The 22,477-nt window shown below is 47.8% G+C and carries 17 protein-coding genes; 16 read left to right on the top strand and 1 reads right to left on the bottom strand.

What is annotated here, in order from left to right:
• Positions 1-107: 107 nt before the first annotated feature.
• From NLBNIHML_RS08065 to NLBNIHML_RS08045, 5 genes are all read left to right on the top strand, one after another.
• Positions 108-965 (top strand): decaprenyl-phosphate phosphoribosyltransferase, encoded by an 858-nt coding sequence (locus NLBNIHML_RS08065; protein ID WP_494354683.1) that lies wholly within the window; start codon positions 108-110, stop codon positions 963-965.
• Between the two features lie 18 nt (positions 966-983).
• Positions 984-1,616: an HAD-IB family hydrolase gene (locus NLBNIHML_RS08060; RefSeq protein WP_105599694.1), complete on the top strand. Its 633-nt coding sequence runs from the start codon at positions 984-986 to the stop codon at positions 1,614-1,616.
• 26 nt (positions 1,617-1,642) lie between these two features.
• The gene (locus NLBNIHML_RS08055) at positions 1,643-1,933 is read left to right on the top strand and encodes an EamA family transporter (RefSeq protein WP_197997836.1); all 291 of its coding nucleotides are present in this window, start codon (positions 1,643-1,645) and stop codon (positions 1,931-1,933) included.
• Positions 1,920-2,240 (top strand): EamA family transporter, encoded by a 321-nt coding sequence (locus NLBNIHML_RS08050; RefSeq protein WP_339256399.1) that lies wholly within the window; start codon positions 1,920-1,922, stop codon positions 2,238-2,240. The genes NLBNIHML_RS08055 and NLBNIHML_RS08050 overlap by 14 nt, the downstream gene beginning before the upstream one ends.
• A 219-nt stretch (positions 2,241-2,459) precedes the next feature.
• Positions 2,460-3,761: a DUF6080 domain-containing protein gene (locus tag NLBNIHML_RS08045; protein ID WP_494354135.1), complete on the top strand. Its 1,302-nt coding sequence runs from the start codon at positions 2,460-2,462 to the stop codon at positions 3,759-3,761.
• Positions 3,762-3,852: 91 nt separating this feature from the next.
• On the opposite strand, the gene NLBNIHML_RS08040 is transcribed toward NLBNIHML_RS08045, so the two are convergent.
• A complete protein-coding gene (locus tag NLBNIHML_RS08040; RefSeq protein ID WP_494354134.1) occupies positions 3,853-6,528 on the bottom strand; it encodes a YhgE/Pip family protein in 2,676 nt (891 codons plus the stop codon).
• A 707-nt stretch (positions 6,529-7,235) separates the two neighbouring features.
• Here NLBNIHML_RS08040 and pyrR point away from each other — a divergent pair.
• The 11 genes from pyrR (at position 7,236) to NLBNIHML_RS07985 (ending at position 22,476) form a co-directional block, all read left to right on the top strand.
• Positions 7,236-7,799, top strand: a complete 564-nt coding sequence (gene pyrR / locus NLBNIHML_RS08035; protein ID WP_017687330.1) for a bifunctional pyr operon transcriptional regulator/uracil phosphoribosyltransferase PyrR — start codon at positions 7,236-7,238, stop codon at positions 7,797-7,799.
• On the top strand, positions 7,799-8,710 hold the full coding sequence (locus tag NLBNIHML_RS08030; protein ID WP_494354682.1) for an aspartate carbamoyltransferase catalytic subunit: 912 nt from the start codon (positions 7,799-7,801) through the stop codon (positions 8,708-8,710). The genes pyrR and NLBNIHML_RS08030 overlap by 1 nt, the downstream gene beginning before the upstream one ends.
• 127 nt (positions 8,711-8,837) lie before the next feature.
• Positions 8,838-10,142, top strand: coding sequence for a dihydroorotase (pyrC, locus tag NLBNIHML_RS08025; protein ID WP_339235870.1), 1,305 nt, complete (start codon positions 8,838-8,840; stop codon positions 10,140-10,142).
• Positions 10,143-10,565: 423 nt separating this feature from the next.
• Positions 10,566-11,708: a glutamine-hydrolyzing carbamoyl-phosphate synthase small subunit gene (carA, locus tag NLBNIHML_RS08020; RefSeq protein ID WP_062835434.1), complete on the top strand. Its 1,143-nt coding sequence runs from the start codon at positions 10,566-10,568 to the stop codon at positions 11,706-11,708.
• A gap of 1 nt (position 11,709) precedes the next feature.
• Positions 11,710-14,928 (top strand): carbamoyl-phosphate synthase large subunit, encoded by a 3,219-nt coding sequence (gene carB, locus NLBNIHML_RS08015; RefSeq protein ID WP_339235868.1) that lies wholly within the window; start codon positions 11,710-11,712, stop codon positions 14,926-14,928.
• A 102-nt stretch (positions 14,929-15,030) separates the two neighbouring features.
• On the top strand, positions 15,031-15,771 hold the full coding sequence (pyrF, locus tag NLBNIHML_RS08010) for an orotidine-5'-phosphate decarboxylase (protein ID WP_442032327.1): 741 nt from the start codon (positions 15,031-15,033) through the stop codon (positions 15,769-15,771).
• Complete coding sequence (gene pyrE, locus NLBNIHML_RS08005; RefSeq protein WP_339235861.1) at positions 15,768-16,409, top strand: orotate phosphoribosyltransferase; 642 nt, start codon at positions 15,768-15,770, stop codon at positions 16,407-16,409. The genes pyrF and pyrE overlap by 4 nt, the downstream gene beginning before the upstream one ends.
• A gap of 272 nt (positions 16,410-16,681) precedes the next feature.
• Positions 16,682-17,629 (top strand): ABC transporter ATP-binding protein, encoded by a 948-nt coding sequence (locus NLBNIHML_RS08000; protein WP_494354133.1) that lies wholly within the window; start codon positions 16,682-16,684, stop codon positions 17,627-17,629.
• Positions 17,592-18,701, top strand: coding sequence for an efflux RND transporter periplasmic adaptor subunit (locus NLBNIHML_RS07995; protein WP_339235857.1), 1,110 nt, complete (start codon positions 17,592-17,594; stop codon positions 18,699-18,701). The genes NLBNIHML_RS08000 and NLBNIHML_RS07995 overlap by 38 nt, the downstream gene beginning before the upstream one ends.
• Positions 18,701-21,610 carry an ABC transporter permease gene (locus tag NLBNIHML_RS07990; protein WP_339256386.1) on the top strand — a complete coding sequence of 970 codons (2,910 nt, stop codon included), beginning with the start codon at positions 18,701-18,703 and terminating at the stop codon, positions 21,608-21,610. Before NLBNIHML_RS07995 ends, NLBNIHML_RS07990 begins: the two co-directional genes overlap by 1 nt.
• Positions 21,611-21,612: 2 nt before the next feature.
• A complete protein-coding gene (locus NLBNIHML_RS07985) occupies positions 21,613-22,476 on the top strand; it encodes an ABC transporter ATP-binding protein (protein WP_339235853.1) in 864 nt (287 codons plus the stop codon).
• The last annotated feature ends 1 nt before the right edge of the window (position 22,477 follow it).

The following is a 22,477-nucleotide window of genomic DNA, read 5'->3' as shown; positions in this document are numbered from 1 at the left end:
TTACGTTATTTCTTATATACAGAAGTTGTTTTTGAAGGGAGTTATTACAATTGTTATCATCACGAACGAGTACGGTATCCTCACCGGCTACAGGAACAGGAAGTACAGTGTCAGGATTATTCAGATTGTTAAGACCCAAACAGTGGACTAAAAATCTGCTGTTATTTGCTGCGTTACTATTCTCTTTTGAGGAGATTCGGGCTGAAACCATTCTTGCGACTTTGCTTGGTTTTATTCTATTTAGCTTCGTTGCAGGCTGTGTTTATATTTTAAATGACTTTGTAGATCGGGACAGGGATCGACAGCATCCGGTGAAAAAGTATCGTCCGATGGCTTCTGGGCAGGTAAATCCGAGTCATGCTTTGTTGTTTGGTATTATTCTGTTAATCCTTTCCGTCGGAACGGCCTTCATGATGAACCCTCTATTCGGCGTGTTATGTATTGTTTATTTCCTATTGAATGTATCATATTCATTTGTGCTGAAACATCTCGTTATCCTGGATATGATGACTATTGCAGCCGGCTTTGTACTTCGTGCCATTGCAGGTGGTGTACTGATCCATGTACCATTCACACCGTGGTTTTTGATCTGTACCATGCTGTTGTCATTGTTTTTGGCCATTGGCAAACGCAGAAATGAACTTACGCTGCTTGAGGGGAATACGGGATCGCACCGTAAGGTTTTAGACAACTACTCCATTACGTTGCTGGATCAATTCAATACGATTGTGACGACAGCTACGATTATCAGCTACTCTCTATTCACATTCACTTCAGACCGGACCATCCATCTCATGTGGACCATTCCACTGGTCATTTACGGCATGTTCCGTTATCTGTATCTGATCCACATGAAGAACCAGGGAGGCTCGCCCGATCGTGTATTGTTTGAGGACAAGCCCATATTAATTACGGTAATTTTGTATGTCATCAGTGTTGTTACCATTTTTACTATCTTTGAATAAAGGCTGAGGGGGATCAGGGTGAAAAGCACGAAAGTCGCAATTTTTGATATTGATAAAACTATTATACGCAGTGATTCCATGTTTCAATTTGTGCACTACGGTGTTCGCCGTTACCCGTGGCAGGTATGGAGATTACCTGTCATTGCATTACATACTGTTTTATTCAAGGCAGGCTTCATGACTGTTGAACAAGTCAAACGATCCTACTTTCAAGAAATTGAGCGTATGTCTGAAAAAGATCTGGAACATTTCTTTGATACTCGCTTGCGTACGTCCATATTTGCCGAGGCCAGTGTAGAGATGCAGCATCGCAAAGAAGCAGGGTATCATGTCTTGCTGGTAACTGCTTCTCCGCATGCCTATATGAAATACTTTAATAATTTTCCCTGGGTGGATCATGTCATTGGAACTGAGCTTGTCCGTCATACGAATGGTTACACATGCAGAATTGATGGCAGCAATTGCAAAGGGGAAGAGAAGGTACGCCGAATTCAGGCTTATCTAAGTGAGAAAAATATGGTCATTGATTATGACCAGTCATGTTCCTACTCGGACTCCTTATCGGACCTTCCAGTCATGCAGCTAGTGAGTCAACGATACTTTATTAACAAGCGTGTTCCGGACATGGAGGCATTAACGTGGGGGAAATAAAATCGCGTCATACCGGTAAATGGTTGATGCTCGTCTCCGCATTTCTGACAGCAACGGGTCAATTGTTCTGGAAATGGGGACTAACCGAGTGGATTTACCTTGGTGTTGGTTTTCTGTGTTATGGACTTGGAGCGATTTTGATGATTAAAGCTTTTGCTCTGGAAAAACTCTCTGTTGCTTATCCTCTGATGTGTGCCAGCTACGTATTTGCCTTAATCTATGGATATTTTTTGCTTGGGGAAGAAATTACGGTGCAGAAGCTGGCAGCAGTTGTGTTGCTTGGAATCGGGGTGACATTAACCAGTGTTGATCGATAGCTGGATGGTTGCCGTTTTAGTTGTCATGACATTGTGTGGTGCACTGGGCGGGGCTGGACTGAAGGCTTATGCATCTAGTCGCAATCGTCTGCATGTACTCATGGGACTCGGATTCTACGGAACCGGTGCGTTGCTGAATATTGTATTGTTGAAGTTTCTCCCATTAACCGTAGTACTGCCTGCCAACGCATTAACCTATGTTTGGACTCTGATCATTGCGATGCTGGTATTTAAAGAGGCAGTAGGGCCTTTACGCTGGATTGGCGTGGCGTGTATTATGGGGGGCCTATGTTTATTGGTGCTCTAATTTGAACCATCCATTATATACACGAACACTGCGATGACAGAATGACCTTCCAATCGCTGTTATCCCCAGATTTTTTGATTCCTTTTCTTAAGGGGAAATTCGGTGATAAAGGCGAACGCTCCGCTTTTTCAGGTCTTTTCTGTACTCTCCGTTTTTGTATACATGATTAGTTCAAATTATATAGTTTCTTTATAAAATTTATTGGATGTGAATGATAGCATGAAATTTTTGGACTACTTATTTTATAATCGCAGAGCCAACTGGACAGCCTTTTACCTGTTTGCAGGATTTGCTCTATTTTATGGTTTAATGAACGGCTCGTACGTTCTGTACATTGAAAATAATGAGGAATTGCTTGGGAAGTATAGCCCTTTTAATACGACGCTGTTTCCACTCAATATATTCAACTTTGATCCTTCAATGTATTATGGGGACAACAGTTCTTCTGTTATTCATCCGCTGATTTCCTTTTTGGCAGTCACCGTTGCGGCTGTAGCGAAGCTGCTGGGAGGCAACTGGTTCTTTCTAATTTTGCAATCGCTGGTGAATGCAGGTTCGGTAGTGCTGGCGTATCTCTTCCTGAGTCAAAAAGAAGATAGACCGACGATTATACCTTTGCTGTTCGCCTTACTGTTTGGTTTCAGTTCCTACCTCATGTATACTGCGTTGATCCCGGACTCGTATCCTTATGTACAGTTCGTTATTCTGTTCTCCGTGGTTTACATGCAGTATACGCGTGAGCGTCAGGACGTACGATATGTACCCAATGCATTGCTTGCATCGATTAACTTCGGATTAACCTCAACCAATATCGTACCGTTTGCTGGTGCCACTTTCTTCAATATGCATGCATGGCGTAAGGCCAATTTGAAAAAATACATTGGTATCATGGCACTAGCGGTTCTGATTATTGTCGTTATGACAGGTATTCAATATGTTGCATTTGGAGGTCGCAGCTGGGTTAGTAACTGGCTATTGGGCATTCAAAATGGTGGAACTAGCTATGCAACACCATTCCAGTTCGCCATTCACTGGAAAGCATTGAACATGTTAACCATCAATCCGATGATGACACCGAAGATGCATTTACTTGACCCGGGCATGGCTGCCTTTGTTACGGATCTATCTCGTTCCAACCCAATTGTTGTGCAGATTACAGGGATCTTTATTTTACTATTGGCACTCATGGGCATCATTAAAGGCATTCGTGAACGTGAAGTATGGACCCTTGTTCCATATATTCTGTTTGCTTTTTTGCTTCATGTAGTCGTGGGTTTCGGATTGGCTGTATTTCAATATGACATGTACCTGTATGCGGGACACTATCTGTTTGCGTTCTTCCTGTTGGGTGGAGGATTCGTCATCAGCCTGCGTCCGGGATTGGGGAAAAAAGCGATTATAGGCTTAATCATGTTATGTGTTATCGTTACGGCAAGTAACAACATCTATCGCCACGCAGAAACATTAACAACAATCAAGCAATCCTATGATCAATTGGAACAGGACCGGTCAGTGAAATAATCAAGATGCAGCGATTCATATAAGGAAATAAGATAAGGCCATGGGATGGAAAGTCCAATGGCCTTATCTTATTTAGTGTCCAGCTAATGAGTTAAGCAATAATTTTGGTCTTCTTGGCATTCTCGGCTGAACGTTTGGTGAGACTGCTGAGTGGGCGTTTCAAAGCGAGAGCAACAATGAGACTCAGCGCGATGAACATACACAACCACAGAATATCCTTGATGGCAGTAGACCACAATATACCGCCGACCGACTCACGCAGCAGACTGATCGCATACGTGAAGGGCATGAACGGATTCAATGCCTGGAAAAAGGGGGATGTCATGCTGATTGGGAACGTACCGCCAGAGCTGGAGAACTGGAACACCATAAAGATGATGGCGATCCCTTTTCCGATATTTCCAAAAACGGACAGCAGGGTGTACGTGATGGTGACAAATACGGCACTCACCAACATGGCAAACAGGACAAACCACAGTTTATCGGCGACATAGGTACCCAGGATTAAGATATCTCCCAGGGTGACGCATATCGCCTGAAGCAACCCAATGGTCAGAAAAGTAGCGAGGCGTCCAAGATATAACTCATATCCCCGGAACTTGCCCTCTGGATTCTCAGCTTCGGCACGAAGCAGAGAAATCAGCAGTGTCGAGCCGACCCACAAGGACAGCACGCCATAAAATGGTGACATGGCCGATCCATAATTCGGAATCGGGTAAAGCTGCTGTTCCTTGATTTGCACTGGGCTTGCAAGGAAAGCACTCTCTTCTTCGATATCGCCGCGCAGAAGTTTGGCGAGCTCGGCAAACTGGTTATTACCTTCGACTTCCCTAAGTTTGTCTGCCGCTTTACTGATGGCACTTTCCAGTGCTGGCAGATCATCACGTACCAGTGTGGCAACACGATGGACTCCTTTTTCGACCTCCGGAAGCTGGTTCTGAACAAAATCGGATGCCTTGCCTATCTGTTTCTCGGCATTAGGCAGATCATGACGAACAAAATCAGCCGCTTCGTTCAGTTTGGTTCCCAATTTGGGCAGATCGGTCCTGATTAAGGAAGAGACGGTGTTCAAAGCTTGAATAAAACCTTCACTTTTGCTTGCGAGTGTCTCTGATATCTCATGGATCTTGGATTGGATTTGAGGCAGGTCGCTCTGGATTTTCGTCAACTCGGTCTGTCCAAACGTAATCCCTTCTTTGGCAGATGCAAGAATGTCCGCAATATCCGGAATTCGATCTCTTGCTCCTTTCATTGCACTTGAAGAAGTGGAGAGGATGGACCGCAATTTATCCACGCCAGCCGATAGAGCCGGTGATATGTCACTTTCATACGTAGTCAAGAGATTGCCAATGCCGCTGCTAATGTCTTTGGAGAGCAAATTTAACTGAGCGACGACGTCTGCGGGTAGCGTTGTATTGCGGCGCATGGCATCACTGATGATGCCAGCCAGCCGGATTTGCAACTGCAGTTTATCTGAAACGGAGTTCAAATGCTGAATTTGTTCGGTAAGTGGATGGCTTGGAAGCAAGTTGTCTATTTTGCCCAGCAGTTCTGCCATACTGTCGACAAGTTTTACCGCAATCCCCAAACGTGCAGCAATCCGGTCCAGATCTTTTGCTGTGGGCAGGTTATTAAGATCCGAATTTTGCAATTGTGCAAATAGGTCTCCAGCAGCGTTAGTAATCTGCTGCACTAGCAGCAGATTCTGGCGGATCGTTGGGCCAATAGCCTGGAACGCTTCTTCACTTGAATCTACAAATTGATTCAAGCTTTCAGCCAGCTCAATCCCGTTGCCAGCGATTTGGGATACTTTGTCCAGATCTTGTTCTGCGGCCGTTACGATAGAGAGAGCCTTGTCGGTTTTATCCAGGGCTGTTTGGATGACAGCTGATACCTGACCAAAGTTTTCATCCACTTCTCGAATGCGTTCTACCGCTTTTTGTATATCAGGTATCCGCCCTTGAATAGCCAGCACTTCCGAAGCCGCATCATTAATTTGTGGCCAATACTCCTGCACCTTGAGCACATACTTTGCCGCTTCATTGATTTCAGGTAGTTTTTTTTCGATTTCGACGATCTTTTGAGCATCTTTTACAATCTCAGGCATGGCTTTTTCCACTTCCAGTACCTTTTGACCCGCGGCTTGGATGGCCGGAAGATTTTTCTCCAGGGTGAAAATGCCATTCTCCATCTTGCGCAAAGTTGGAAGCTGGGCGTTAATTTCAACCCCGGCTTCCTTCAACTTGGTAAGAACGGCCTCACTGACGGCTTCAGTGAAATTTTCATTGATTTGTGTTGTTATGGCAGATACACCAGAGCCTGTGATTTTGGGAGCAATGGCATTCACCTTCTCATTAACGGTATAGATTACCTCTGGACGCTCCAGCTTTCCGTCAACAATACCTGTAATTTTGGACGAAAAGTCTCCGGGAATGAGCAGGCTTGCATAGTACTCTCCAGTTTGTACACCTCGACTGGCCTCAGCCCGATCTACAAAAGTCCAGCCCAGCTTTTCGTTGTGTTTGAGGCTGGATATCAGTTCGTCTCCGATATTGACATTGGTTCCTGCAACAGTTGCACCCTCGTCTTCAGTTGTCACTGCAATTTTGATCCCCTGGGTGTTACTGTACGGGTCCCATACGGACTTCACGTTGACCCAGTCATACACCCCGGGCAGTAAGATGATAGCCACAATTAGAAATATACCTGTGGGAACCTTCAGAATATGCAACCAGTCTGTTTTGTAAACGTGCCAAATGTGACGCATGACTTCCTCCTAAATGTACATAAATGTAGGGCGTATCTTAATTCCATGTCGCATAGCTGCGAATCTTATGTATATCGGCATTACAGCAGCATCTATGAATGGGTTTATGTTTATAAACTGTACCCATTTCAGTGGGTACTAATTCAGAGCCTTCATTTAATGCGTAAATTGAAACTTACCGTTTGTTCTGTAAAGAACTGTTTTGTCTCTACTTAAGCATAGTCAGAGGTTTATTTTGGTTATCTCGAATTTCTCATTTTCCTATGGATAAATATGCAGAAATGTTGTATAATTATGAATAACCAATGAGATGTATTGTGCATGGATGTTTTTCAGGCTAACTGCTGATTCTAAGAAGAACGTAGCAGAGGGTTTTCACCTGCGATGGTGAGGTGTTGACAGGGGGTTGTCTTTCTGTCATAATTCATGAAGACAAACGGACATATTGATTACAGAACCCTGTGAGGTCCTGCAATATGAACGACATGAATAGCACCTTTAAATCAGTCCCGTGAGACTGGCAAGGTAACGTGAACGATACATCGTTTTTTGCTGCGGCAAATGAAGCGATGCATCCCGAGAGTAAACTTTCTTCAGAGCGGTCTGAAGTTCGGAGACTCCTTGCCAATAAACACGGCAAGGAGTCTTTTTTGTTCTCCTCGTCACGGGGCCATGATCTGAAGGGAAATCCTGAGGAGGCTGAACGCATGAGCACAGAGACACATGTCATTATGGATGAGACGGCGATCCGCCGCGCATTAACACGGATTGCCCATGAGATATTGGAGAAAAACAAAGGAATCGATGATTGTGTGCTGGTCGGTATCCGTACACGCGGGGTTTACCTCGCAGAACGGATTGCCGCGAAGATTGAAGAAATCGAAGGCGCCAAAGTCCCCTGGGGAGAACTGGATGTGACTCCTTACCGCGATGATCGCTTGGACGAAAACAAGGCGAATCGCAAGGAAATGTTGATTATGACACCTGAATCACTTTCGATCCATAACAAAAAAGTGATCTTGTTCGATGATGTGCTCTATACCGGACGTACGATTCGCGCAGCGATGGATGCCCTGATGGACTGTGGAAGACCGCAGAACATTCAGCTGGCGGTACTCGCAGACCGTGGACACCGGGAACTTCCGATTCGACCTGATTTTATCGGCAAGAATGTGCCGACTTCCAAATCAGAAGAGATCGAAGTTGCACTCATGGAAACGGACGGACAGGACGAAGTCAAAATCACTCAGAACCGGGGGGAGCAAGCATGATGATTACACAGACAGCATTGAGAGACCGGAGCTTGCTTGGACTGAAGGAACTTAGCCGAGGAGAGATCGAGTCCATTCTGAACAGGGCGGCTCACTGGGAAGCGCAGAAAGAGAAACTGGTTCCTGTACTTGAATCACGCTTCGTTGCGAACATGTTCTTCGAAAACAGCACCCGCACCCGCTTCTCCTTCGAAATGGCAGAGAAACGCCTGGGCGCACAAGTGCTGAACTTCACGGCAGCCGCATCCAGTGTGGAAAAAGGAGAGTCCATCTACGATACGGTGCGAACACTTGAGTCGATGGGCATTGATGCAGGCGTGATCCGGTTGAAACCGGCAGGCGTTCTGCAACAGCTGGCTAAGAAAGTGAGTGTTCCGCTCGTGAACGCCGGAGACGGCAACAATGAGCATCCCACACAGGCGTTGCTGGACCTTTACACGATGCGGAAAGCATTTGGTGAACTGAAAGGCTTGCGTGTTTCCATCATAGGTGACATTCTGCATAGCCGCGTAGCACGCTCCAACCTGTGGGCACTGCAAAAGTTTGGCGCAGATGTACGCTTCTGTGCACCGCAAACGATGCAGGCACCGGAACTCGCAGAGCATGCTCCTTATGTCGGTCTTGAAGAAGCGCTGGATGCAGATGTAGTCATGATGCTCCGTGTTCAACTGGAACGTCATCAACATGGCTTAATTACTTCAGCTGAGGATTATCGCGAACACTACGGATTGACGGAAGAACGGGCGTCACGCCTAAAACCAAGCACCATTATCATGCACCCTGCTCCAGTGAACCGCAACGTCGAGGTAGATGACGCGGTTGTGGAGAGTGAAGCATCGCGGATCTTCCCGCAGATGGCAAACGGCGTTCCCATCCGCATGGCGGTTATGGAACGTGCGATGAAACTGTAACAGGGTCTGGCTGTGGGTCATAGGCTGACGAAGATGGCAGTTCTTATAGAGCAATAAGAGAGTAAACGATAAAGAAAATCATCCGGTTTACCTGGTAAGCCGGACAGAACCGAAGCGGAGGGCAATTATGCTACAGATTATAAAGAATGCGAACATCTTGAACCAACAAGGGGAACTTGAACGGAAAACCATCATTATAGATGAAGGTAAAATTAAAAAGATCGCTGGCCTGGAAGACCAAGCCGTATTGGATGCCGAAAAGTCAGCGCATCATGTGACAGACGCATCAGGCAAACTGGTCATTCCGGGATTGATCGATATGCACGTGCATCTGCGTGAGCCTGGATTCGAACACAAAGAGACGATCGAGACAGGTGCCCGTTCAGCAGCACAAGGCGGTTTTACAACGATTGCCTGCATGCCAAACACAAGACCGGTAACAGACACAGCGGAAGTTGTGAAACTGGTACTGGATAAAGCCAAAGAAGCCGATCTGGTAAAAGTGTTGCCTTATGCAGCCATTACCAAAAACGAACTGGGTCGTGAACTTACCGATTTTGCCGCCTTGAAAGAAGCAGGGGCTATCGGATTCACGGATGACGGTGTCGGCGTACAAAACGCTCAAATGATGAAAGATGCCATGAGCCTCGCAGCAAGCATGGATATGCCAGTGATCGCTCACTGTGAAGATGACTCACTGGTTGTAGGTGGATATGTGACGGAAGGCGAGTTTTCCAAACGTCATGGTATCAAAGGCATTCCTAATGAATCCGAGGCTATCCACGTAGGCCGGGATATTCTGCTCGCAGAAGCAACGGGAGTTCATTACCACGTCTGCCACGTAAGCACAGAGCAATCGGTTCGCCTGATTCGTCTGGCGAAATCCATCGGTATTAAAGTAACTGCTGAGGTGTGTCCGCACCATCTGGTGTTGTCGGATGAAGATATCCCGGGCATGGACGCCAACTGGAAGATGAACCCGCCGCTACGCTCACCACGTGATGTGCAGGCGTGTATCGAAGGTTTGCTGGACGGCACGCTGGACATGATCGTAACCGATCACGCGCCACACAGTGAAGAAGAGAAAGCCAAAGGCATGGAGCTGGCACCTTTCGGTATCGTAGGATTCGAAACAGCCTTCCCACTGCTGTACACGAAGTTTGTGGAAACTGGACTTTGGAGCTTGGACTTCCTGGTAAAACGCATGACAGCTGATCCGGCACGTGTATTCCGACTGGATACAGGCAAACTGGAAGAAGGAGCACCAGCGGATATCACGATGATTGATCTGAACGAGGAAAAAGCGGTTGATCCTGCAACGTTTGCAACCAAAGGAAGAAACACCCCATTCACAGGCTGGAAGCTGAAAGGCTGGGCTGTACAAACATGGGTGGATGGCAAAAGCGTGTGGAGCAACACTGTACAACAATAAAACGGTAATTTAGTAAATTGATAAATTACTAACTCTATATCTTTAAATCAGTAACAGTAATTCTTAACTTTTTAAAGCAACACATCTTTCTAATTCTAAAACTTAATCTACAACTTTTACACCAGTAACATCTTTTCAACTAACTCGAGGCAAATCATGCCGAGAGTCTAACATACGAAACAAAACACAGTTGAATAATGCTTTTGAACATGGACACCAACGTAACTGCGTAGAGGGCAGAAAGAACCCGAAGAAGCAAAGCGTTCGCCTTTATCACCGGATTACATCATTTGAAAAATGATAAAAAGTAATCCGGGGATAACAGCGATCAAAGGTTTTTCTGCCCACGGAGCCGCACCACACGTAACGCCCATGTTCAACTCAAAGTATTCAACGTTGATAAACACAGAGGAGTGAAATGGGATGCAGGCACAGGCAAGATTATTGTTGGAAGACGGCACACTGTTCACCGGGAAAGCATTCGGTGCTGAAGGTGAAACGACAGGTGAGGTCGTTTTTAATACGGGAATTACAGGCTATCAAGAGGTGCTTTCGGATCCTTCCTATTGCGGTCAAATCGTAACCATGACGTATCCGCTGATCGGAAACTACGGTATTACGCGTGATGACTTTGAGTCGATTCGTCCATACGTACACGGTTTCGTTGTACGTCGTCACGAGCCAACGCCAAGCAACTGGCGTGCGGAATATAGCGTAGACAATCTGCTCAAGGAATACGGTATCGTAGGAATCAGCGAAATTGATACACGCATGTTGACTCGCCGGATTCGTCACCACGGTACAATGAAGGGAATTCTCACAACAGGATCGAAGCCTGTGGAAGAACTGCTGGAGATGATGGGAGACACCACCATCGCCGAGCTGCGTAACCAGGTGCCTATGACTTCTACAGAACATGTCTACAACAGCCCGGGAACGGCTGAACGTATTGTGCTCGTGGATTATGGTGCCAAAACAGGAATCTTGCGCGAACTCAGCAAACGTAACTGTGACGTTGTCGTTGTTCCGCACGATGTAACAGCAGACGAGATTCGTCGCCTGAACCCGGACGGTATTCAACTGTCCAACGGCCCTGGGGACCCGAAAGACGTACCTCACGCAGTTAAAATGATCAGTGAACTGCTTGGCGAATACCCGATCTTCGGCATCTGCCTGGGTCACCAATTGTTCGCACTTGCGGCAGGAGCAGATACCGAAAAACTCAAGTTTGGACATCGCGGAGGAAACCACCCGGTGAAAGAGCTGGAGAGCGGACGTTGCTTCATCACATCCCAGAACCATGGTTTTACCGTAAACGAGGAGTCTGTGAAGAGCACGGACCTGGAAGTTACACATATCAACAATAACGATAAGACTATTGAAGGTCTGAAACATAAATCCTTCCCGGCATTCTCGGTTCAGTATCACCCAGAAGCAGCCCCGGGTCCTTACGACAACAGCTATCTTTTTGACCGCTTCATCGAGATGATTCGCGAGCACAAAATCACTAACCCGCAAAAGCCGCGTCAAGCCGTATTGGCAGCCGCAGTGAAAGGAGCACAATAACATGCCGATTAACAAAGATCTCAAAAAAATCCTGGTGATTGGTTCCGGTCCAATCGTCATCGGTCAAGCGGCCGAGTTCGACTATGCCGGTACACAAGCTTGCCAGGCTCTGAAAGAAGAAGGCGTGGAAGTTGTACTTATCAACAGCAACCCGGCGACCATTATGACCGATACCAACATGGCTGACAAAGTCTACATTGAGCCAATCACACTGGATTTTGTAACCCAAATCATTCGTCAGGAGCGTCCAGACGGCTTGTTGCCAACACTGGGTGGTCAGACAGGTCTGAACATGGCTGTGGAACTGGCACGTGCAGGCGTGTTGGAACGTGAAAATGTAAAATTGCTCGGAACGCAGCTGACATCCATCGAGAAAGCTGAAGATCGTGATCTGTTCCGTGACCTGATGCGTGAACTGGAACAGCCTGTACCTGAGAGTGTGATCGTAACGACACTCGAAGAATCACTTGAATTTGCAGCTGAGATTGGCTATCCAATCATCGTTCGTCCAGCCTATACGCTGGGCGGAACAGGCGGCGGAATCTGTGCGAACGAAGAAGAACTGCGCGAAACTGTGGCAGCGGGAATTCGTTACAGCCCAATTGGGCAATGTCTGGTCGAGAAGAGCATTGCAGGCATGAAAGAAGTCGAGTATGAAGTTATGCGGGACAAAAACGATAACTGTATCGTTGTCTGCAACATGGAAAACTTTGACCCGGTAGGTGTTCATACAGGCGACAGTATCGTCGTAGCACCAAGCCAAACCCTGTCGGATCGTGAATATCAAATGCTGCGTTCAGCTTCACTGAAAATCATCCGTGCCCTGAACATCGAGGGTGGATGTAACGTACAGTTCGCACTGGACCCACACAGCTTCCAATACTATGTTATCGAAGTTAACCCACGGGTAAGCCGTTCATCGGCGCTGGCTTCTAAAGCAACGGGTTATCCGATTGCGAAAATGGCTGCCAAAATTGCCATGGGTTACACACTGGACGAAATCGTGAACCCGGTAACAGGCCAAACATATGCTTGCTTCGAGCCAACATTGGATTATATCGTGAGCAAAATCCCACGCTGGCCGTTCGACAAGTTCATCTCGGCGAACCGTAAACTCGGAACTCAGATGAAAGCAACAGGCGAAGTAATGGCCATTGGCCGGACATTCGAAGAGTCGATTCACAAAGCCGTGCGCTCCCTGGAGATTGGTGTACACCGCCTTTACCTGAAGGATGCCGAAACGCTGGATGAAGATACGCTGAACGAGCGTCTGATCAAAGCGGATGATGAGCGTATCTTCCTGATTGCCGAAGCATTCCGCAGAGGATATACGCTGCAACAACTGCAAGACCTGACCAAGATTGACTGGTGGTTCCTGGACAAAATCGAGGGTCTGATCGCATTCGAAGATCGTATTCGCGAAGAATCCGAATTGTCTTCCGATGTTCTGTATCAAGCGAAACGCCTTGGATTCACGGACCGCGCCATTGCCGAACTGCGTGCGCAAGGTCAACCTGGTGGCACATTAACGACGGAAGCAGAAGTTAGAACTCGTCGGGAAGAAGAGAACCTGCGCCCAGTCTACAAAATGGTAGATACGTGTGCAGCCGAGTTCGAAGCAACAACGCCATATTACTACTCAACATACGAGACTGAGAACGAAGTGATCCCTTCCGACAAGCAAAAAGTTGTGGTACTGGGTTCAGGACCAATCCGGATCGGTCAAGGTATTGAGTTTGACTACTCTACTGTACACGCTGTATGGGCTTTGCAAAAAGCAGGATATGAAGCAGTCATTATCAATAATAACCCGGAGACGGTGTCGACGGACTTTAATACATCAGATCGTCTGTACTTTGAACCACTCTTCTTCGAAGATGTTATGAACGTGATTGAACAGGAGAAGCCAGTAGGGGTTATCGTGCAGTTCGGTGGTCAAACGGCCATCAATCTGGCAGCACCACTGCGTAATGCAGGTGTAACGATTCTCGGAACGGATCTGGAAAGCATCGATGAGGCGGAGGACCGCAAGAAGTTCGAGCGTCTGCTCTCCCGTCTGGAGATTGCACAGCCGAAAGGTAAAACGGTCATTTCCGTTGATGATGCTGTAGAAACAGCTCAAAGTCTGGGCTACCCGGTACTGGTTCGTCCTTCCTATGTACTCGGCGGTCGTGCGATGGAGATTGTATACTCTGATGCAGAATTGCTCACGTACATGGAGCAGGCGGTTAAAATCAATCCGGAGCATCCGGTACTGATCGACCGTTACATGATGGGTAAAGAAGTTGAGGTTGACGCCATCTGTGATGGTGAAACGGTATTGATTCCGGGCATTATGGAACATATCGAGCGTGCAGGAGTTCACTCTGGTGACTCCATCGCGGTATATCCTCCTCAACACCTGTCCCAGGACATGAAAGAGAAAATTGTAGAGATTACAATCAAAATTGCGAAAGAACTGAAAACGGTAGGTTTGGTCAACATCCAGTTTGTTATCCATGATGGCCAAGTGTACATTATCGAGGTGAACCCGCGTTCATCCCGTACCGTACCATTCTTGAGCAAAGTAACCAACATTCCGATGGCGAACCTGGCAACACAAGCCATTCTGGGTGTAAAACTGAAAGATCTTGGTTATGTTGACGGGCTATGGCCTGAGTCGGACCATGTATCTGTCAAAGTTCCGGTCTTCTCCTTCGCGAAGCTGCGTCGTGTAGAACCAACCCTCGGACCTGAGATGAAATCCACAGGTGAGGTTATGGGTCGTGACCCGAATTACGCTAAAGCGTTGTTCAAAGGTCTCATCGGGGCAGGAATGAAAATTCCGGCAACCGGAGCCATTGTCGTGACTGTAGCAGACAAGGACAAGGACGAAGCTGTACCATTGCTCGAAGGTTTCTACAGACTGGGATACAAACTCATGGCAACCGGCGGAACTGCAGCTGCGCTTGAAGCAGCGAACATTCCGGTAACGACGGTGAACAAATTAAGCGAAGGTTCGCCGAACATTCTGGATATGATTCGCAGCGGCGAAGCGAACTTTGTCTTCAACACACTCACCAAAGGCAAAACACCACAGCGTGACGGATTCCGTATTCGTCGTGAAGCGGTAGAGAATGGTATTGTATGTATGACTTCACTGGATACGATTCGTGCGCTGTTGATCATGCTGCAAACAATCAACTTCTCTTCAGAAGCAATGCCTGCCTTTGTAAAATAAATATTCACTGATGAAGGACATCAGTCAGCCTGCGGGCTGGCGGGATGTCCTTTATATCGGGCAAAAACGGAAAAAATGAGCAAGTGGAGGGGAGCGCTGGTGATGAATCACGCGAGTTTCAATGAAATGGCTGGCCGTCTGATGGTGGCACTCGATTATCCTGGAGCGGAAGAAGCGAAAGCATTGGTACAAGCTCTTGAAGGCATTCCCTGTTATCTCAAGGTGGGAATGCAGCTGTTCTACGCAGCAGGACCGGACTTCATTCGGGAGCTGAAATCTAAAGGGTATTCCGTTTTTCTGGATGTGAAAATGCATGACATTCCCAACACCGTTCGTGGCGGTGCTGAGAGTATCACGCGTCTTGGGGTAGACATGTTTAATGTGCATGCCGCGGGTGGAACGATCATGATGCGTGCTGCACGTGAAGGTGCTGAGGCAGCTATAGCCGCAGATCCTTCCTTACACAGACCCGAGATCATTGCGGTCACCCAACTGACCAGTACAAGTCTGGAAACGATGAACAACGAGATTGGCATCCCGGGCAGCGTGGAAGCTGCTGTGGTCCGTTATGCAGGACTGGCCCAAGAGGCCGGATTGGATGGGGTTGTTGCTTCTCCGCTGGAAGTGCCCGCAATTCGGGCAGCGTGTGGCAGTGCTTTTCACACCGTTACACCAGGAATTCGTCCAGCAGGTAGTGGTCTGGGAGATCAGACACGTGTCTTGACGCCGGGTGAAGCCATCGCCAGAGGAAGCCATTACATTGTTGTAGGCAGACCGATTACAGGCGCTCCCAATCCGCGTGAAGCGGCAGAAACCATTTTGAAGGAGATGTTGAACGCATGATCGAACTGAATGAGATTCCGAATCATATTGCTTCCCAACTGTTGAAAATTAAAGCCGTGGCATTGCGTCCGCAGCAGCCATTTACATGGACTTCCGGTATCAAATCACCAATATATTGCGATAACCGCTTAACGATGTCCTATCCCGAGATTCGCAACGATATTGCTGAAGCCTTCGCAACGATTATTCGTAACCAATACCCGGAAGCAGAAGTCATTGCAGGTACGGCAACCGCAGGGATCCCGCATGCTGCCTGGGTGGCTCAGAAGCTGAATCTGCCGATGGCCTACATTCGTGATAAAGCGAAAGGACACGGTAAGGAGAACCTGATTGAAGGTCTGATTACCGAAGGACAGAAAGTAGTTGTCATTGAAGATCTGATCTCTACAGGTGGCAGTTCCATCAAAGCAGCAGAAGCTGTACGCGTAGCAGGTGCAACACCGCTCGCAGTGCTTGCCATCTTCAGCTACCAGCTCGATAAGGGTGTTAAAGCCTTCGAAGATGCTGGAATTCCGCTTCAGACGCTGTCCAATTACACGGCGCTGATGGATGTGGCTCTGGCTCAGGGAACGATTCAGGAGAGTGACTTTGAGTTGCTGAAATCCTGGCGTGAAGATCCTTCTTCATTTGGAAAATAATATCATTGCATAATGCAAGATGTGTTCAATGTTAAACGGTATCAAAATTGTAATGATTGCCGTCACAGCGGCAAAACCATCGAATATGCAAGAGGCATCCCATACATTGGGGTGCTTTTTTCGTTTGTTCATCAAAATATTAACTTTTTCCCTCTACCGTTGTAAAAAGCTTGTAACTTTTAGTTGTGATCGGTCGTTTATAATTCAGTGTAGGTTGGAACAGATTTCTAATTTTAGGTTTTTTGAAGAAGTGAACGGGATATGAAGAAAGGATGAGCGTGATTGCTGGCATGAAGAATTTATTTCTCAGAAAAAGACCTGCCAAGAGCCAGTCAGGCGATGAATATCAACAGGGGGAAGCAGAGCTGGAGGCACCGACGGTTTCGGGAGAACATACATACAACAATGAACACGATCATCCGTCGAGTGAACCTCTGGTACCTGAAAGTGAAATCGCTTCAGATGAAGTGGCTGCAACTGCTGTCACTTCCGTTGATAACCCCCCGAAGAAGATCAAACCGAAGAAGGATATATTGCCTCCATATGATGGACCTGTACTGGAGGTGCGTAACGTGCATCGCAGTTTCCAGACAGGCAGTCGTATCATCCATGTGCTCAAAGGCATTGATATGGAAGTGAATCCGCAACAACTGGTCATGCTGAAGGGGCGATCTGGCTCAGGCAAAACAACGCTGCTGAATATGCTCGGTGGATTGGATCAGCCTTCAAGTGGAGACATTCTGTTCTCCGGCCAGCCTCTTCAGGATTGGGGAGACCGGCGGCGGACCGCTTTGCGGCGCAAAGAGATCGGTTTTATTTTTCAGGCCTATGCACTCATGCCCTTATTGTCTGCTTGGGAAAATGTAGAACTGTCGCTGCGAATGGCGGATGTTCCGCGAGCGGAGTGGAAGGACAGGGTTGGTCACTGTCTGGACCTGGTTGGACTATCCAAACGGGTGAAGCATCGACCTTTCGAGATGTCCGGGGGAGAGCAACAGCGGGTAGCTATAGCCAAGGCGATTGCCCACAGACCCAGATTGTTGCTTGCGGATGAGCCTACAGCGGAACTGGATTCCAAGATGGGCGCTCAGGTCATGGCCGTATTCCGCAATATTATTGAAGTAGAACAAGTAACGATATGTATGACTACACACGATCCTACAATTTTGGAGGTTGCGGACCATGTTTATGAAATGGCGGACGGCAGATTTATCAAGTAAAGGGGCCGCTCCGAAGAGGGGGAAACGCGCAGCGCTTATTGTACTTGGTGCGATAATGGTTGCAACAATGTCTGGCTGCTCATTGCTGCCGTCAGAAACAGAGGAAGAAGTGCTTCCGCCAATTACACCACCAACGATCTCTAAGAAACCGGAATATGAAGTCCGGACTGAAACGCTGGAGAAAAGAGTAAGTGGAAGTGGCAAGATGATGAGTCAGCGGGAAGAGAAGGTGTACTTCACGCTTGATGGCATGCATGTCAAAGAGTTAAATGTTAAACCAGGAGATAAAGTGAAAAAGGGTCAACTTCTAGCCGTGCTCGATGTGGAAAGTGTGGAGAAGGAGATCCGTGGCAAGAAACTGGCTATTCGCAAATCCGAAGTTCAAATGAAGGAAACACTCCGCAAAAAAGATGAGATGGACCCTGTAGAGTTCGAAGAGGCGACCATTGCGTTTGAAGAACTGCGCCAGGAACTCGCCGATCTGGAAGCGCAACTGGGCAAAGCTACGTTGACTGCTCCGTTCGGTGGTACCGTAATTGCTGTGCAGGTTGAGAAGGGCGCAGCCGTGAAAGCGTATGACCCGATTGCTACGATTGCGGATACATCGAATCTGGTTGTGGCAGCTACCTTTGCCAAGGAAGATCTGGAGAAGTTCTCAGCCGGTATGAAGGCAGAAGTGGACATTAATGGAGCCGGTAAAGTCGCTGGCAAAATTAAAGTCATGCCTCTGGCTGAAGCATCGGGAAGCGGCAGTGGCGAAGGAACGGGGGAAGGCGGGACGCCTCCAACGAAGGAAACGCTGGATAAGTATGTAATCGTTACACTTGCAAAAATGCCAAAAGGCGTGGAACGTGGCACACCTCTATCGGTCTCTATTGTGACGCAGCGTACCGAGAACGCGATTGTGATTCCTGTATCCGCTTTACGCTCCATCGGTTCAAGAACGTATGTACAAGTCGTGGAGAGTGATGGTAGCAAGCGTGAAGTGGACGTTGAAGTGGGCCAGCAGACATCGACAGATGTTGAGATTCTGAAAGGTCTGACCGTAGGCGAGAAAGTAGTGGGACGCTAATGGGGCTGCCATTGCTTCGACTGCTGTTCCGCAAAATGTGGAACACGCGCTGGATGACCTTCAGCACATTAATCGGATTAATTGTGGCGGTTGCGTTCACCGTCAGTATTCCCATGTATGCCGATGGTGCACTGAAACGGGTCGTCGCGCAGACGTTACAGGATAATAGTGAAGGATTGCCAGCGGGTTCGTTGCTCATGAGTTATCAGGCACCTGGTGGTGTGAAGACAGACACAAGGGGTCTGGATGAAGTAGATCGATATATTCGTGAGGATGTTCCTCGCGAGATCGGTTTCCCATTCCATACGTATGTGAATGCCAGATCCATTCGCAGCACCGAGGTGAGTCCAGAGGATCCAACCAAAGTGGACGCCAGCCGGGTGCGCAGTATGAGTATGGGCACGATGAGTGGACTGGATGCACAGGTGAATTACTCAGCCGGAGTGAAACCTGGCAATCAGGTCAAGGACGATATTATCGAGGCAGTCATGTTGGAAGAAGGCATGTACCGTAACGATCTGCATATCGGTGATATTCTGGAATATCCGGTATACAGCGGTCTTGATATTACGTTGCGTGTGAAGATTACGGGGTCTTTCAAAGCAGATGATCCAAACAGTCCTTACTGGGTACAGGGATTTGACGGTATGATGAATGGACTTTATGTGGATGAATCGGTTTTTAATGATGTTTTACTGAAAGAGAAAGGCATTCCACTTCAAAACTCACGTTGGTACTATGCCTTCGATCTGAAGGAAATTCAAACCAGCCAGCTATCAGGTCTGACTTCCATGCTGGAAAGGTTGGATATCGATCTGTATCAGCGGCTGAAAGATACAAAAGTGGACATTACCTTCGGTGATCTGCTCAAGCAGTTCCGCAGTCAGAGTCTACAATTGCAGACGATGTTGTTTACCTTGGCAGCACCGATGATTGCGATGGTCTTTTATTTTATTGCTATGAATGCCAGACAGTCATTACAGAAGCAAGAGAGTGATATTGCGGTATTGCGCAGCCGTGGAGCTTCCGCTCGGCAGATCTTCTCTCTCTACCTGCTTGAAGGTATATTTTTGGGCGCTATTGCGCTAATTATCGGGCCGTTGCTCGGTTATTTTATGGCCAAGAGTATTGGTTCAGCAAGTGGATTTCTATCCTTTGTTGATCGAAAGTCGATTCCGATTGGCGTATCCAAAGAAGCCATTCTTTTAGGTGTAGCAGCAGTGCTTGTTGCCATTATTGCCTCCCTGATCCCTGCGATAACCTATGCACGGGCAACCATTGTATCAGCCAAACGGCGGCAAGCACGTACAGACCGTGCTCCAGTATGGCAACGCTGGTTCCTGGATGTTGTGTTACTGGGTCTGGCTGGATATGGATACTACCTGTTCTATGAACGCCAGATGTTGACCTTCCAGACGGGAATGACAACCGATCAGTTACAGGTACAGCCGTTTCTGTTCTTTGTACCCGCACTCGCGATCTTTGCGCTCGGACTATTCTTCCTGCGCTTGTTCCCGTGGATATTGAAGCTGATTCAGCTGATTGGTCGAAAGTTGCTCCCGGTCCCGTTGTATCTGACATTAACGCAGCTATCGCGTTCATCTTCGTCTTATTATCCGCTGATGATCCTCCTTGTACTGACATTGGGACTTGGGGTGTACAACTCGGCTGCGGCTCGGACTATTGATCTGAATTCCACTGAGCGCACCTTGTACCGTTATGGTTCTGATGTGATTATGCAGACGGTGTGGGAAGGAACACCTGAGGTTAAACCCGGTGGTTCCGGACAGAATGGCGGTACGGGTGGAGGTCAACAAGGCGGCGGTGGTACGGGTGGTGGCGCTCCCGGCGGAGGAAATGGCGGTGGAGGTGCTCCAGGTGGCGGCGGTGGATCTTCGCAACCGTCCAAAGTCATCTACTCCGAACCTCCTTTTGAAGTGTTCCGCAGATTAGATGGGGTGGAACATGCAGCAAGAGTACTACAGACCAAAGGTAATATTATCGTCTCTGGTAAATCGGGTGGACAGGGGATGCTGGTCGGCATTGATAATGTGGACTTTGCCCAAGTGGCTTGGTTCCGCAACGATCTGTTCCCGGCACATCCCTACAAGTACCTTGACTTGCTCGGCAAATATGAAGGGGCTGTATTGATCTCTTCCAAATTTGCTGACAAATTCAAGCTGAAAACCGGAGACCTCGTCTCCATGGGTATACAGGGACAGGCGATTGAATTCGTAGTCTTCGGAATCATTCCTTACTGGCCATCCCAGTATCCGGATCAGATGCCATTCTTCGTGGCTAATCTGGATTATATCTACGATCAGGTGCCTCTAATTCCTTATGAGGTCTGGCTGAAAATGGAACCGGATGCCAAAGTGGCTCCATTAATGGAGAAACTTGCAGCAGAAGGGATTGAGTTATCTTCTGTGCGTGACGTACGCACCGAATTGGTATCTCAGGGTAAACACCCATCACGAGGTGGCGTATTCGGAATTCTGAGCCTTGGTTTCCTGGTATCGGTGATTATCTCGTTGATTGGATACGTGCTGTACTGGTTCTTCAACCTGTCCGGACGTGTTGTGCAGTTCGGTGTATTACGTGCCATGGGATTGTCTCGTGCACAACTGAGCGGCATGCTGCTGCTGGAGCAGGTATTCACAGCGGGGCTATCGATCCTGTTAGGTATTGGTATTGGTCAGGTATCCAGTCGTTTATTCCTGCCATTCCTGCAAACGACGGATAATGTATCTGCTCAGGTACCTCCGTTCCGGATTGTCTTTGAGCAGCAGGATATGTTGCAACTGTATGGGGTTACTGTGGTGATGCTGGTCATTGGTGCAACGATGTTGCTCTGGCAGATTCGCAGACTGCGTGTTCACCAGGCGGTCAAAATGGGAGAGGAGAGGTAAACGTGATCCAATGCGAAGGACTTGTCAAAATTTTTAAATCCAGCGATGTGGAAGTCGTTGCCCTTCAGGGTCTCAACCTGACTGTCAATCAAGGTGAAATGATGGCCATCATTGGTAACAGCGGTAGCGGTAAATCCACACTGCTGAATATTCTGGGTGGACTTGATCGTCCTACGGCGGGTACGGCTGTTGTGGGAGACTGGGATTTGCTGAAGATGACAGATGCCCAATTGGTTGAATACAAACGTCATACGGTAGGTTTTATCTGGCAAAATAACGGTCGTAACTTGCTGCCTTATCTCACGGCACTGGAGAATGTGGAGACGCCCATGATTCTGGGAGGCAAGCGTGATCGTGCTTACGCGAAACAGTTGCTCGAATGGGTAGGGCTTAAGGATCGGATGAATAACAAATTGCATCAATTGTCAGGAGGAGAGCAGCAACGGGTAGCGATTGCGATCTCCTTATCCAATCGTCCCAAAATTCTGCTTGCAGACGAACCAACGGGTTCGGTCGATTCCGAGACATGTGATACAATCATGGGCATTTTCCGAAAAATGAACAAGGAACTCGGCGTTACGATTGTCATCGTTACCCATGACTTGACGTTAGCTGGCAAGGTAGACCGGATCGTTGCGATCCGGGACGGCTTGACCAGTACCGAGTTTGTGAAGCGCAACCCGAATTTGGACGATGAGCATAGCTTATCCGAGACGGGTATGCCGGACATTCATGAAGCATTTGTCATTATTGACCGTGCTGGGCGGCTTCAGGTGCCAAAAGAGTATCTGGAGGCCTTAGCCATCGATAACCGGGCTACATTGGAATTTGACGGTGAACGCATTGTCATTACACCGCCAAGATAAT

This window comes from Paenibacillus sp. JNU01, assembly GCF_059130585.1.
Note: the sequence above shows the minus strand (reverse complement) of the source record. Positions and strands in the feature narration are given on the sequence as shown.